Raw genomic sequence first — 15,103 nt, 5'->3', positions numbered from 1 at the left:
TTATTTAAAAAATTAATAGTAACAAAATGAAAATATGTACAATACTATATTATTTATTTTTACAAATGTTCAATATATTTTCATAAGTTCATTTAAATTATAATGCTATACATTTGATGTGTCAATACATTAAAAATTTATTATTTTTTATAAAGTAAAATTTTATAAAATATTCTTATTTGTTCTCGAAATGTTTTTTGTTTTTTATGTAACTCTCTATGTAACAAGATTTATAATAGAAGATACTATTTATATATATGTTAAATCTAAAAATTCTGAAGCTATATATCCTTATTGTAATACTTCTTCAGATAAAGCATATTCTTGCTATGAAAAGAGTTTTCAGGATCTTTCTATTCAAAATAAAAAGACAAAAATAATTCTTAAAAACAGATAGATGTTTTATAAAAATCCTGAATGCAGCAAAAAAAACTTTGCTGAACGATTGGAATTTATATAAAATAACTTTAGTTATGCAAAAATAAAAGTCTAATTGGTAATACTACCAAAAAATAAAAATTGGCATAAGTCCTTACTTCGTGTTAAATAAAAGTTGCTAACAAATAAACAACACGGAGGTAAGAATTATGCCATATACAACTACAAATATTTTAAGCCCAAATAAAGAAAGATAGAGTTAATTTACTGTAGGAGAAAGAAGCATAGATGCCACCCTGATATTAAAATAGTTTAAGCAATTTTGATCATTATTTTCAACAAAAGCTTACTTTTAGGCTACCTGTTATTTTTGTATTATATCACTATAGTTGTAGATTATCATAGTATTTAAGCTTAATTATTAAATTAGTCTTCCATATCCTTTGAGAGAATTGTAATAAATTATTAGTCATCTATGAAAGGTAAAGGCTTTGCCCACTATTATATGCCATTGCTATATGCCTAATAATTTATTGTAAAAAAGCCAAGTACTCTGAAAAAAACATGATTTTATAAATTGAAGAATTTTAAAAAAATAATTCAAGAGTATGTAAAAAATTTTGTGTAAAGTGATTTAAGTATCTCCTTCTTGGCAAGAATTAAGAGAAAAGGACAAGGAGGAGATTTTTAATGTCACTTTTATCAAAAGCACAACTAAAAGAATTTATTAAAGAAAATAACATCACAAGTGTACCTGGAATCCAATCTACCCTTAAAGAATTATTTAAAGATGTCTTAGAAGAAATGCTTCAAGCGGAGCTTGATACAACTTTAGGCTATGAAAAATATGATGTAAAAAATAAGCAAACCGATAACAGCAGAAATGGATTTTCTAAAAAAACAATTAAAACTGAATTTGGTGAAATGGAAATCGATGTCCCAAGAGACAGAAATAGCGAATTTGAGCCTAAAATTGTTCCTAAAAATAAAACAGATATCTCTGGAATTGAAGATAAGATAATATCCCTTTATGCTAGAGGAATGAGCACAAGAGATATACAGGATCAAATTAAAGATCTCTATGGCATAGATATATCACCAGAGCATGTTAGTAAAATTACAGATCGTATTATTCCAGAAGTTAAGGAATGGCAAAGTAGACCTTTAGAAAAAATTTATTCCTTTATATTTATGGATGCTATACATTATAAAGTAAGAGAAGAAGGACGTATTCTTAATCGTGCAGCTTATGTTGTTCTTGGGGTTAACATTGAGGGATATAAAGAAGTTCTTGGTATATGGATAGGAGAAAATGAATCATCAAGATTCTGGCTTGGAGTCCTTAACGACCTTAAGGGCAGGGGTGTAGAAGATGTTCTGGTTTTCTGTGTTGATGGTCTCACTGGAATGAAAGAAGCTATACAAGCAGCTTATCCAAAGTCAGAAATACAAAGGTGCATAATACATCAATTGAGAAATTCATTTAAATATGTTTCATACAAACATCTTAAAGATTGTTATTGTCAATAAAAATTCGGTTCTTTCCAAAGTTAGTTGAAATCACTATGTTATATTTGATATACTAATATGGTACTTGAACTAAAGGAGAAATTTGTAATATGGAAGCGTTAATAAAATTATTGGATAAAAAGTTAATATTAGAGAAGTATGAAATAATAGAAGATACTATTTATATATATGTTAATTCTAAAAATGCTGAAGCTGTATGTCCTTATTGTAATACTGTTTCATATAAAGTACATTCTTACTATGAAAAGAGTTTTCAGGATCTTCCTATTCAAGATAAAAAGACAAAAATAATTCTTAAAAACAGAAAAATGTTTTGTAAAAATCCTGAATGCAGTAAAAAAACATTTGCTGAAAGATTTGAGTTTATATCAGATAAATCAAAGAAAACTAAAAGGCTTGAAAAAGAAATATTAAATATTTCAAAAAATGTAAGTTCTATTACTGCATCAAAAATATTAAAGAAAAATACTGTAGATATTAGTAAAAGTACTATATGCAATATTATAAAAAAAAACAATCTTTCAAATAGATAAAAATTTAATAAAAAAGGTATGTATAGATGATTTTGCATTAAAACGTAGAGATAAATATGCTACAGTAATGATAGATATAGAAACTAAGAAAGTTATTGATATTATAAATTCCAGAGATTATGAAAAGGTAAAAACATGGTTAGATGAATATCCTGATATAGAAGTATTCAGTAGAGATGGATCTATTACTTATTCAAAGGTCATTAAAGATTCACATCCTCTGGCAATACAAATAAGCGATAGATTTCATTTATTAAAGAATTTAACTGATTATTGCAAAGAATATATAAAAAGAACTATTAAACATGTTATAAAAATTGAAAGTCCTAAAATAATACAGGAACAAGACATACTTAAAATAAAGAATAAATATCATTATCAGACAAAATGGGAATTAATACTTGCAGTAAAAGAAATGAGGTCTAAAGGATATACAATAAACCAAATATGTTTATCCTTAGGAATTGGTAATAAAAGCGTAATAAAATATTGTAAGATAGATAATAGCGAAAAAGAAAAATATGACAAAAAAATTATTGCAAAAGCCAATCAAGAAATTAAACGCAAACAAAAGGAAGAACTAATTAAAAAGGTTAAATCTCTAAAGGAAAAAGGTTATAATCTAACACAAATATCTAAAGAATTAAGTTTAGACCGTAAAACAGTAAAAAAATACATTGAATCAGATGGTACATTAAATCATGCATCAGTAGGAAATAAATTTAAAAGTAAACTAGATAAATATAAAGATGAAATTATAACTCTCTATTCAAATGGTTATAATTCAACAAAAATATTCAACATAATTAAAGATAAGGGATATAATGGGTCAGATTCATTAGTAAGACATTTTATTGCAAACATTAAAAGAAATACTGAAAATTTGCAGCATATAAACAATGAATATGAAAACATTGAGAGAAAAAACCTAATAAAATTACTTTATAAAGATATTGAAAAAATTGAGTCTATTACAAAAGAACAGTTAGAAAAAGTACTAATGCTTTATCCTCAATTAAAACAAATATATCAATTAGTTAAGCAATTTAAAGAAATACTTTCTAGTAAAGACATATATAAAATAGATAAATGGATTAAAGAAGTAAAAGAGTTAAACATACCTGAATTAAATAGTTATATATCAGGAATAGAAAGAGATTTTGAAGCAGTAAAGAATGCAATAAGATATGAATATAGTAATGGTTTAGCTGAAGGAATTATAAATAAAATAAAGGTTATAAAGAGAATTATGTATGGTCGTTGCAGTTTTGAATTTCTTAGGCAAAAGGTATTATTACTTAATTTCAACTAACTTTGGAAAGAACCAAAAAAATCATCGATGTTATTAAAGACAGACAGTTTCACGTCCTATCGAACTACTTTAAAAAAATTAAAAATCGCGATAGCGTTGAATATTTTATTTGTGATATGTGGCAACCTTATATTGATTTAGATAAAACTTACTTTAAAAATGCCATTATTGTTATTGATAAATTTCATTATATTAGGCATGCTATGTGGGCTGTAGAAGCAGTTAGAAAACATATACAAAAAGAGCTATCTGTTAAATTAAGAAAATACTTTAAAAAAGCAAAAAACTTATTCTTAAAAGATCTAACTTGCTTGATGAAGATTCAAAATTAGCTTTGCAAGTTATGTTTTCTTACAATAGTGATTTAGCTATTGCTCACACATTAAAGGAAAAACTTTTAAAAATAACTGAAACTGCCTCTTCTTCTAAAGAAGCTCATGTTTTATTAAAGGAATGGATAAGACTTGCACAAAACAGTAGGCTTAAAGAATTTGAAAGATGTGCTAATACTTATATTAGATATTTTAATGAAATAGTAAATTCTTTTGATATACCATATACAAATGCTTGTACTGAAGGTTTTAATAACAAAATTAAAGTTATTAAAAGAAATGCCTTCGGCTTTAAAAAACTTTGATAGGTTTAGAAATAGAATTCTTGATTGCTGTAATTAAAAAAATTATAATACCATATTTTAAGTATCTATCTTCCATTGGTCTTTTGGTCGTGCAATTTTTTAGGGGATACTCTTCCCCATCCAACCTATCTTTTTAAAATTACTCTCAAGCAAGAAAAGACAGACATTCTAATCAAATACCCACCCCAACTATTGACAAAGAGCCATTATTTTTGCATACAAAAACAGCTCTTCCTCTAAGGAGAGCTCAGATTGTTGATAAACCCCTTGTTTTTAAAAATCAAGGGGTTTATTTATGCGGCAGCATAAAAATATTTAAAAAGATTTTTTGATTTTAACATAAATATTTTATTAATACTTCTAAAAAATAAAAGGGATAGCACCCTTGCGATCTTTTTCATATTTTGAACTGCTGCTGTAAGTAAGCATTGTTCGCTTACTTTAGATAATCCGCGGAAGCGGCAATAGCGAAGCCCATGTAATTCTTTCGAATCTGCAAAGCTTCGCTCTATAGTTTCCTTTCTTCTTTTGTATATTCTTTTACCTTTATCAGTTTTTAAAAAAGCAATATTTTTATCTTTATATTCTTCCCATACATGACGTCTAATAGTTCTAAATTCACTCTTCCCAGTTAAACACTTATCTTTTAATCTACAATTTGAACAAATTTCTTTATTGCAAACATATTCTTTATATCCCTGACGGGTAGTAGTCTTGTATTTTAAAAAATAATTATTTGGACAGGCATAAACATCCCATTCTCTTATGTACTGAAATTTATTTTTTGTATATTTACCTTTTTCATGAGGACCTAATTTAGTAGCTATCGCATATAATATATTTCTATCTGAAAGACCTTTACAAATATAGTTTGTAAAATACCCAGCATCTAATCCAACATATTTCACTTTAAAATCAAATGTGTTAATGATTCTATCAATTCTACTTAAATAAGGGTCTACATCATTTACATTTCCAGGAGTAACATAAACATCTACAATTATATTATGCTTACTATCTACAGTTCTATGATCTAAGTAAAAAAAACTTCAGGCTTTCCATCTCTTATCATATAACCACTTTCAGGATCTGTAGTACTTGCTCTTATAGTTTTAGTTTCTGATGTTCTTTTAATTTTTTTTAGAGGTTTTTTTCCATGAGCAATCCTATCTTCATCAATTGCTTTGTCAAGTTCTGACATATAATCTTTAACGGATTTTTCAACTTCTTTTTCAATAAATTTTCTTTTATTGGCGTTAGCCTTAAGATGTGTTGAGTCAGTATAAAGAATTTTTCCTTCAACTAAACCATGAGATATAGCTTGTAAAACAATATTATCAAAAATCTTTTGACATATATCAGTATTTTTAAAACGTCTTCTTCTATTTTGACTAATAGTTGAATGATCAGGAATCTTATCAGTAAGTGAAAATCCTAAAAACCATCTATATGCAATATTAACTTCAATATCTCTAACGAGCTGCCGCTCTGATCTAATACCAAATAAATATCCAATAAATAACATTTTAAAAAGAACAACAGGATCCACAGCTGGTCTACCATTATCATGGCAATATAAGTCTTTAGTTATTTCCCTAATAAAAGAGAAATCAATATATTTATCAATTTTCCTTAATATATGATCTTGTGGAACTAAATTTTCAATGTAAACCATTTCCAATTTTTGTTGTTTGGATTTAATTTCATTAATCATAACATACCTCCAAAAGTTATTTCTAGTTTTGTTAAGTTATATGATATTTGAATTTCATCTCCCCTTTGAGTTATCTTATATATAGCCAAAAACAAAATACCTCCGAAGGAGAGATGAAATTATGTGCAAGTCATTGAATAAAATTTCATGTCCAAGATGCCATAGTTCTAATCTTTATCGCTTTGGGAAAGACAAAGCAGGTAATCAAAAATATCAATGTAAAGATTGTAAACGTCAGTTTACTCTTGAAGATTGTTCAGGTAAGAAAAATCGTGTATTGAGAGGATACCCTCGTTGTCCTGTTTGTGGTAGTGGTACTTATTTGCGCCATGATTATGAGTACTATTCCCATTATACTTGCAACTCTAAAAAATGTGGTCATTCTATTTATGTTGCAAAACCTATTAATATACCCTCTGCATCTTGTGAATTAATTAAAGGAAAACAGATTTTAAAAGAATGAGATTTCCATTATTTTTAATTCTTACTGCACTTAACCTCTATTATCTAAATGGTTCTTCAACAAGAAGAATATCTCAATTTTTTAAACTAACCTACAATGTCAAAGTTTCTCATGTAACTATTGCATCTTGGTGCAAAAAATTTGCTCCAATTTTTCTAAGTATAGCTAATAGACTTACTGAAAATCTTGATTTAAGTACATCTGATGAATGGCATGCCGACGAAACTGTCGTTTTTATTAATGGTAAAAAACATTATCTATGGTTAATTATCGATTCAGAAACCAGAATGGTTCTTGGTTTTAATTTATCTCCTTCAAGAGATGCTTCTCAAGCTTTTTCCTTGTTTAAATCTGCAAGTAAGTTTGGATGTCCATCAGCTATTGTGACCGATAGATTAGGCTCATATAATCTTGCTACTAAAACTATTTTTAACACTTCAAAACACATAAAAGTTCAATCATTTAAAGATGATATATCCAACAACTTGCTAGAAGCTTTTAATGATACATTTAAAGACTGGTATAAACGTAAAAGAGGTTTTAAATCATTTGAAAGTGCAAACACTCTAATAGCAATGTTTATTTTCCATTATAATTTTTTAAGACCTCACTATTCTTTAAACAATCTAACTCCTGCACAAGTTGCTGGTATTTTAGTTGATGAAAAAAATATTAATAACTGGCTTCTGTCTGCTTAATTCTCAAATAAACCATATATTCATAACATACCTACATTTTAAGTTTTAAGTAGGTGCCTTCGGCATGCCTTTTTTTGATAAATCCAGTATTATCAAATTTTATTAATTCAGATTACATAAAAAACTGTGTAATTTTGTGTAATTATACGTGTAGCTACGCTATTTTTTCATATTTACTTAACACAATCTTATTTCTATATATAATAATTCTACATAAATTTTAAAAATCCTTTTTGCTACGCCCCACAGGCTGTTGACAAAATATGTTTGTCAACAGCCTGAGCTCTTCCTCTAAGGAGAGCTGTTTTTGTCTACAATCTTGGGGCAGGCATTTAAATAAATACCCGCCCCAACTATTAAAAAAGATCCTTTTTTATTCCCACTCTATAGTTGCTGGTGGTTTGCTTGTAATATCGTAAACAACCCTATTTACTCCTTTAACTTCATTTACTATTCTTGAGGATATTTTTGCAAGTACATTGTATGGAATCCTAAACCAGTCTGATGTCATTCCATCAACGCTTTCAACTGCCCTTATTGCAATAGTATGGGAATAGGTTCTCTCATCACCCATAACTCCGACACTTCTTATATCGGGAAGAACGGTAAAGTACTGCCATATTTCCTTATCAAGTCCTGCCTTTTTAATCTCATCTCTTAATATAAAGTCAGTTTCCCTTACCAAATTAAGTTTTTCCTCTGTAACTTCACCTAAAACCCTTATTGCAAGACCAGGACCTGGAAATGGCTGTCGTGATACTATATCCTCAGGAATTCCAAGATTTCTTCCAACTTCCCTAACCTCATCCTTAAATAGCTCTCTTAATGGCTCTATAAGTTTAAAATTAAGGTCCTCTGGAAGTCCTCCAACATTGTGATGGCTCTTTATTGTAGCTGATGTTCCTGTGCCACTTTCAACAACATCAGGATAAATTGTTCCCTGTACTAAAAATTCTATTCCCTGAAGCTTTCCTGCTTCCTCTTCAAATACCCTAATAAATTCTTCCCCTATTATCTTTCTCTTACTTTCAGGGTCAGATACTCCACTTAGCTTGCCTAAAAATCTCTTAGAAGCATCAACCATAATAAGATCCATATCAAACTTATTTTTAAAAGTAGTATATACTTCCTGTGCCTCATTTTTTCTTAAAAGGCCATGGTCAACAAATATACAGGTAAGCTGCTTTCCAATAGCTTTGTGAACAAGAACAGCTGCAACAGAAGAATCAACCCCTCCTGATAAAGCACATATAACCTTTTTATCTTTAACTATATTTTTAATTTCTTTGACTTTTTCATCTATAAATGAAGCCATACTCCAGCTTCCACTAACTTTGCATACGTTATATAAGAAGTTTTTTATCATATTAAAGCCATATTCAGAGTGCTTTACCTCAGGATGAAATTGAAGACCATAAATTTTTAAATTATCGTTTTCCATAGCTGCAACTTTACAATTTTCACTGAATGCTGTAATAGTAAATCCCTCAGGTAGATTTATAATCTGATCCGTATGGCTCATCCAGCATACACTTTCCTCTGGCAAGTCTTTAAAAATAGGAGACTTAACATCAAATTTAACTTTAGTATTTCCATATTCCCTAATATCCGTTCCTAAAACCTGTCCTCCTAATGTATGGGCAATTAACTGAGCACCATAGCATATTCCAAGGATTGGTATGTTGAGCTCAAATATCCTCTTATCAATTCTTGGGGCTCCTTCATCATAAACGCTGTTAGGACCTCCAGTAAATATTATTCCCTTAGGATTTTTAGAAATTATATTATCTATAGGGGTACTGTAGGGAACTATTTCACAATAAACTCTGCACTCTCTAACCCTTCTTGCAATAAGCTGATTATACTGCCCTCCAAAATCAATAACTATTATCAATTCCTGATTCATAATAACCTCCATTTTACTGCTTTTATATGCATATAAATGTATATTAAACTATTTATCCTTCAGTAGTATAGTTTGGAGCTTCCTTTGTTATCTGAATATCATGTGGGTGGCTCTCTCTAAGACCTGCTGATGTTTGTACTACAAATTCAGCTTTTTCCCAAAGTTCAGTTATAGTCTTTGAACCACAGTATCCCATTCCAGACCTTATTCCACCAATTAACTGATAAATAGTATCTGCAACAGCACCTTTATAGGCAACTCTTCCTTCTACCCCTTCAGGCACAAGCTTTTTATTATCTTCTTGGAAGTATCTATCCTTGCTACCTTTTTGCATTGCTGCAATAGAACCCATTCCTCTATAAACCTTAAATTTTCTTCCCTGATATATTTCCTCATCTCCAGGGCTTTCTTCACATCCTGCAAGCATAGAGCCCATCATAACAGCTGATGCCCCTGCTGCAAGAGCCTTTACTATATCTCCAGAATACTTAATTCCTCCATCAGCAATTATTGGAACCCCGTATTTTGAAGCCTCCTCTGCACAATCCATAACTGCAGTTAACTGTGGAACTCCAACTCCTGCAACAACCCTTGTAGTACAAATTGATCCAGGTCCTATTCCAACTTTAATACAGTCTGCACCAGAGCTTATTAAATCTGCTGTTGCCTTAGCAGTTGCAACATTTCCACCTATTACCTGAAGATCCGGGTATTTTGATTTTATTGTATAAATAGCATCAAGTACCCCTTTAGAATGTCCATGGGCAGTATCTACAACAACAACATCTACTCCAGCCTCATATAGTGCAGTAACCCTTTCCATCATGTCCTTTGTAACCCCAACAGCTGCCCCTGCAAGGAGCCTTCCCTTCTTGTCCTTTGCAGAATTAGGGAACCTAACAGCCTTTTCAATATCCTTTATAGTAATTAAACCCTTTAAGTTGTAATTTTCATCAACAAGTGGAAGCTTTTCAACCTTATGCTTTCTTAAAATCTGCTCAGCTTCTTTAAGATTTGTTCCAACTGGAGCAGTAATAAGATTTTCCTTTGTCATAACCTCTTTAATCTTCCTTGAAAAATCCTTTTCAAACCTTATATCCCTGTTTGTAATAATGCCAACAAGCTTTGTCCCTTCAACAATTGGAACTCCTGAAATTCTGTACTTTCCCATAAGCATATCAGCATCTTTTAATGTATGCTCAGGAGTTAGATGAAAAGGATCAGTAATAACACCATGTTCTGAACGTTTTACTTTATCAACTTCAACTGCCTGCTCCTCAATAGACATGTTCTTGTGTATGATACCAATTCCACCTTCTCTTGCCATAGCTATTGCCATCTTAGCTTCTGTAACGGTATCCATACCAGCACTCATTAAGGGTATATTTAGCTTTATAGTCTTTGTAAGATATGTTGAAAGGTCAACATCCTTTGGAAGAACGTCAGATTTTTGTGGAACTAATAGTACATCATCAAAGGTATATGCAGTCTTTAGTATCTTTTTCATGACAACCTCCAATCTGCTCACTCAAAAAATAAAACTCTGCAGAGTAAGGTGCAGAGCCAAAAAATGCAAAGCAGCCTTACTCATAGTCGGAAGTTTACGGCTCCCGGTAGAAACTCCTGACCATATTTTCAGGATTATATGAGTAAGCATTTGTTATTTTTTATGTTTTTATTCGTTATTATAAACTTTATTACGTATACCTGTCAAGGTTACAAATAATAGAAAGATAAAAATTTATCACTTTAGCTTTTCACTTGCGAATTGGGCAACATCATAAGCAACCTTTTTTAAAGGTACATTGTATTTTTCAGAAACACTTTTTAAATCCTCGTATTCAGGAGATATATTCACAATTTCACCTTTATAGCTTGATACTTTAAATCTTATACTTCCATACTTTGTATCTAAAGTTTTAATTTCCCTTGAAAGTTCAGTCCTATCTATGCTGTACTTTCTAATGCCAATTGTTGTTGTTTCTTTAAACATTATCTCTTGAATTTTATCTTTAATTGAAGCAGGAGTTGTAATTGTAACTACTATACCTGGCCTATTCTTTTTCATATAAACCGGGGTATAATAAACATCCCTTACTCCTGCTTCAAAGAGTTTATCCATTAAATGCCCATAAAGCTGAGGGTTCATATCATCTATTGTAGCCTCAAGTATACACACATCTTCAATATCCTTTTCTGCTAATATTATCCTTAAAAGATTTGGCTTTTTAGTATCCCTCTTTCCAAGCCCATAGCCTTCCTTTATTACCTTAAGTTCAGGAAGTTTTACAAATTCATGGGTAAGTCCCTTTAAAATAGCAGCACCAGTTGGGGTTGTAAGCTCAAATTCCCTTTCATCGCTGTATATTGGAATATTTTTTAATATCTTTAGTGTTGCTGGTGCTGGAACTGGTATTATCCCATGCTCACATTCTACAAAACCTCTCCCTGTATTTACAGGGGATGAGAGTACTTTATCAGGCTTAATGTAATCTATACATATTGCAGTACCAACTATATCAACTATTGAATCTACTGCTCCAACCTCGTGAAAATGGACTTCATCTATATCCTTTCCATGAACCTCACTTTCAGCCTTTGCTATTATATTGAATATGTACTTTGAAGTCCTTTTTACATTATCATTAAGAGTACTTTCATCTATAATTTTTTCAATATCCTTAAGGTTTCTGCCATGGTGATCATGGTCATGATGATCATGATGGTGATGATGCTTTAAAATAACTTTAAAATCCGTACCGCTAATGCCACACTTTGATCCCTTTTTTATCTCTATTTCATACTCATTAGATATCGAAAGCTTATTAAGCTCTGACAAAAGATAATCCTTTGGTACTCCTAAATCAACAAGTGCCCCTATTGTCATATCTCCACTTATTCCTGAAAAACAGTCAAAATATAATATCTTCATATCTTTCCTGCTCCTATCTATTTTATTACCATATAATCATTTATTTTATATTCTGACAGATACTAAGTATTATTGTAAAGTAAGGTTGAGTTACAAGTCAATCCCTTACCAATACCAATAAAATTGATTAGCATATATTGTATTTATTATAACATATTGATATAATATTATTAAATATTTAGATAATTATCTAAATATATTGGAAGGAGATGATAATATTGAATCTACCCTTTAAAGCTCTATCAGACCCAACAAGAAGAAAAATAGTTATGCTTCTTAAAAATTCAGACCTTACAGCTGGAGAAATTGCAGAGCACTTTAATATAACAAAGCCCAGCATATCCCACCATCTAAATATTCTAAAACAAGCAGGTCTTATAAGTGATGAAAGAAAAGGGCAAAACATACACTATTCATTGAATACTACTGTTTTTCAAGAAATTATAAGATGGTTTTTTGAGATAATAGACTATAATGAAGGAGGTAATGAGAATGAAGAAAATAATAAAAAAGCTTAAAAAAGATTGGCCTATAATTTCTCTTATGACTTTAACACTATTAATAAGCATAATACTTTATCCAAAGCTTCCTGATAGAATTCCACGTCATTGGAACATAAAAGGAGAGGTTGATGCCTATTCCGGGAAGTTATCTGGAATCTTAAGTTTAAACCTTATGAACATCGGCTTTTATTTTTTATTTTTAATTCTTCCAAATCTTGATCCTAAAAAGGAAAACTATGAAAAATTTGAACCTGCATATAACATTATAAGATACACCTTTCATTTTTTCTTCATAACACTTCAATTAATAACTATATTTTATTCCCTTGGTTATAAGATTAATATAGGAAGTATAGTTACTTTATCTGTTGGAATAATGTTTATGCTCCTTGGTAATCAAATGGGAAGAATAAAGCACAACTACTTTGTTGGAATAAGAACCCCTTGGACTTTAGCAAATGAAGCGGTTTGGACAAAAACGCACAGATTATCAGCACCTCTTTGGGTTGCTGGAGGCTTTATAATTGCAGTTTTAGGCTTTTTCAGCAACAATATAGCATTTGTTGGCATAATAATTATAACAATAATAATATCAGCAATTCCTATTGTTTATTCATACAATTTATATAAAAAAATTATGAAATAACAGGGACGGTTAGTGTGAAAAAGTTTTCTCCATCCTTGGTGCCTGGCACCGGAGATGGAGAAAAGAGAAAAAAAGTGTTACCCAGTTGACAAGTGACAAACTTTTTCATTCCGTCGTTGTGGCTATTGATTAGTCATGACCTGTTACTTATTAAATGTAATTTTTTAATTTAATTGAAAAAGCTAAATAAAAAAGCTCCCAATCGGGAGCTTTTTTATTAATACATATCTGGCATTCCACCAGGTGCTGGCATGTTATCCTTCTTTTCTGGGATATCTGCAACAACAGCTTCTGTTGTAAGGAATGTAGCTGCAACTGAAGCTGCATTTTGAAGAGCTGATCTTGTAACCTTAGTTGGGTCAACTATACCTACTTCAATCATATTTACATATCTTTCATGTAAAGCATCAAATCCAATTCCTTTTTCGCTTACCTTAACCTTTTCAACAACTACAGCACCATCAAAACCTGCGTTTTCAGCTATTTGTCTTAATGGTTCTTCAAGAGCTCTCTTAACGATGTTTACACCAACTTTAACGTCAGCATCTTCTATCTTTTCAGCAAGCTCTGCAACAGCTGGGATTACATTGATGTAAGCTGTTCCACCACCGGATACTATACCTTCTTCTACTGCTGCCTTTGTAGCGTTTAATGCGTCTTCTATTCTTAACTTTCTTTCCTTAAGCTCAGTTTCAGTAGCAGCACCAACTTTAATAACTGCAACTCCACCTGCAAGTTTTGCAAGTCTTTCCTGAAGCTTTTCTCTATCGAAGTCTGAAGTAGTTTCTTCAATCTGAGCTCTTATTTGAGCAACTCTTGCATGTATGTCAGCTTTGTTTCCAAGTCCGTTAACTATTGTAGTATTTTCCTTTGTAACTTTAACTCTTTCAGCACGGCCAAGCATTGATATATCTGCTTCCTTAAGGTCACGGCCAAGCTCTTCAGAAATTACCATACCACCAGTTAATATAGCTATATCCTGAAGCATTTCTTTTCTTCTGTCACCAAATCCAGGAGCTTTTACTGCAACGCAAGTAAATGTTCCTCTTAACTTGTTAACAACAAGTGTAGCAAGTGCTTCACCTTCAACGTCTTCAGCTATTATTAAAAGCTTCTTTCCCTGTTGAACAATCTGCTCTAATACAGGAAGTATGTCCTGAATGCTTGATATCTTCTTATCAGTAATAAGAATATATGGATCATCTAAAACTGCTTCCATCTTTTCAGTATCAGTTACCATGTATGGGCTTATATAGCCTCTATCAAACTGCATACCTTCAACAACATCAAGCTCAGTTCCCATTGTCTTTGATTCTTCAACAGTTATAACGCCTTCGTTGCCTACCTTTTCCATAGCATCAGCTATAAGCTGGCCTATTTCTTCATCAGCAGCTGATATTGCAGCAACCCTTGCTATATCTTCCTTGCCGTTTACTTGCTTTGAAATCTTTTTAATTTCTTCAACAGCAACATCAACAGCCTTCTTTATACCAGTTCTTATAAGCATTGGGTTAGCACCAGCTGTAACGTTCTTTAAACCTTCTCTAATAATGGCCTGTGCAAGAAGTGTTGCAGTTGTAGTTCCATCTCCAGCAACATCGTTAGTCTTTGTTGCAACTTCTTTAACAAGCTGAGCTCCCATATTTTCATAAGGATCAGCAAGTTCTATTTCCCTTGCTATTGAAACTCCATCGTTAGTTATTAATGGAGCACCAAATTTCTTATCAAGAACAACGTTTCTTCCCTTTGGTCCAAGTGTTATTTTAACTGTATCAGCAAGCTTATCAACACCTTTTTGCATTGAGCGTCTTGCATCTTCACTAAATCTTATTTCTTTTGCCATGACAATCT

9 protein-coding genes, 4 pseudogenes and 1 riboswitch are annotated in these 15,103 nt (G+C 31.1%); of the genes and pseudogenes, 8 read left to right on the top strand and 5 right to left on the bottom strand.

Features of this window, described 5'->3' with window-relative positions:
- Positions 1–190: 190 nt before the first annotated feature.
- The 5 genes and pseudogenes from FDN13_RS10210 to FDN13_RS10190 all read left to right on the top strand — a co-directional run.
- Positions 191–457: pseudogene (locus FDN13_RS10210) on the top strand (hypothetical protein); the annotation flags it as partial.
- Between the two features lie 611 nt (positions 458–1,068).
- A pseudogene (locus tag FDN13_RS10205) lies at positions 1,069–1,893 on the top strand (IS256 family transposase); the annotation flags it as partial.
- Positions 1,894–1,997: 104 nt separating this feature from the next.
- Positions 1,998–3,753: pseudogene (locus FDN13_RS10200) on the top strand (ISL3 family transposase).
- A gap of 2 nt (positions 3,754–3,755) precedes the next feature.
- A complete protein-coding gene (locus FDN13_RS10195) occupies positions 3,756–4,085 on the top strand; it encodes a transposase (protein WP_138980128.1) in 330 nt (109 codons plus the stop codon).
- The gene (locus tag FDN13_RS10190) at positions 4,061–4,390 is read left to right on the top strand and encodes a transposase (RefSeq protein ID WP_168190137.1); all 330 of its coding nucleotides are present in this window, start codon (positions 4,061–4,063) and stop codon (positions 4,388–4,390) included. The genes FDN13_RS10195 and FDN13_RS10190 overlap by 25 nt, the downstream gene beginning before the upstream one ends.
- 293 nt (positions 4,391–4,683) lie before the next feature.
- Here FDN13_RS10190 and FDN13_RS10185 read toward each other — a convergent pair.
- Positions 4,684–6,104 (bottom strand): IS1182 family transposase gene (locus tag FDN13_RS10185; protein WP_138980125.1). Its coding sequence is split into 2 segments (ribosomal slippage): positions 4,684–5,438 and positions 5,438–6,104, totalling 1,422 coding nucleotides; the frame shifts between segments, so codons are not numbered across the junction.
- A gap of 121 nt (positions 6,105–6,225) precedes the next feature.
- Between FDN13_RS10185 and FDN13_RS10180 the strand changes: the two are divergent.
- Positions 6,226–7,265 (top strand): annotated as a pseudogene (locus FDN13_RS10180) (IS6 family transposase).
- Between the two features lie 373 nt (positions 7,266–7,638).
- Here FDN13_RS10180 and guaA read toward each other — a convergent pair.
- From guaA to larC, 3 genes are all read right to left on the bottom strand, one after another.
- A complete protein-coding gene (gene guaA, locus FDN13_RS10175) occupies positions 7,639–9,171 on the bottom strand; it encodes a glutamine-hydrolyzing GMP synthase (RefSeq protein ID WP_138980123.1) in 1,533 nt (510 codons plus the stop codon).
- A gap of 52 nt (positions 9,172–9,223) precedes the next feature.
- Positions 9,224–10,678: an IMP dehydrogenase gene (gene guaB, locus FDN13_RS10170; protein ID WP_138980122.1), complete on the bottom strand. Its 1,455-nt coding sequence runs from the start codon at positions 10,676–10,678 to the stop codon at positions 9,224–9,226.
- 63 nt (positions 10,679–10,741) lie between these two features.
- Positions 10,742–10,840: riboswitch (purine riboswitch) on the bottom strand.
- 75 nt (positions 10,841–10,915) lie between these two features.
- Positions 10,916–12,103 (bottom strand): nickel pincer cofactor biosynthesis protein LarC, encoded by a 1,188-nt coding sequence (gene larC, locus FDN13_RS10165; protein WP_138980120.1) that lies wholly within the window; start codon positions 12,101–12,103, stop codon positions 10,916–10,918.
- A gap of 209 nt (positions 12,104–12,312) precedes the next feature.
- Here larC and FDN13_RS10160 point away from each other — a divergent pair, with 209 nt between their 5' ends.
- A complete protein-coding gene (locus tag FDN13_RS10160) occupies positions 12,313–12,621 on the top strand; it encodes an autorepressor SdpR family transcription factor (RefSeq protein ID WP_305781720.1) in 309 nt (102 codons plus the stop codon).
- On the top strand, positions 12,596–13,252 hold the full coding sequence (locus FDN13_RS10155; RefSeq protein ID WP_168190136.1) for an SdpI family protein: 657 nt from the start codon (positions 12,596–12,598) through the stop codon (positions 13,250–13,252). The genes FDN13_RS10160 and FDN13_RS10155 overlap by 26 nt, the downstream gene beginning before the upstream one ends.
- Positions 13,253–13,469: 217 nt before the next feature.
- On the opposite strand, the gene groL is transcribed toward FDN13_RS10155, so the two are convergent.
- Positions 13,470–15,095 (bottom strand): chaperonin GroEL, encoded by a 1,626-nt coding sequence (gene groL, locus FDN13_RS10150; protein WP_138980114.1) that lies wholly within the window; start codon positions 15,093–15,095, stop codon positions 13,470–13,472.
- Positions 15,096–15,103: the final 8 nt, after the last annotated feature.

This window comes from Caloramator sp. E03, from assembly GCF_006016075.1.
Lineage (GTDB): Bacteria > Bacillota > Clostridia > Clostridiales > Caloramatoraceae > Caloramator_B.
Note: the sequence above shows the minus strand (reverse complement) of the source record. Positions and strands in the feature narration are given on the sequence as shown.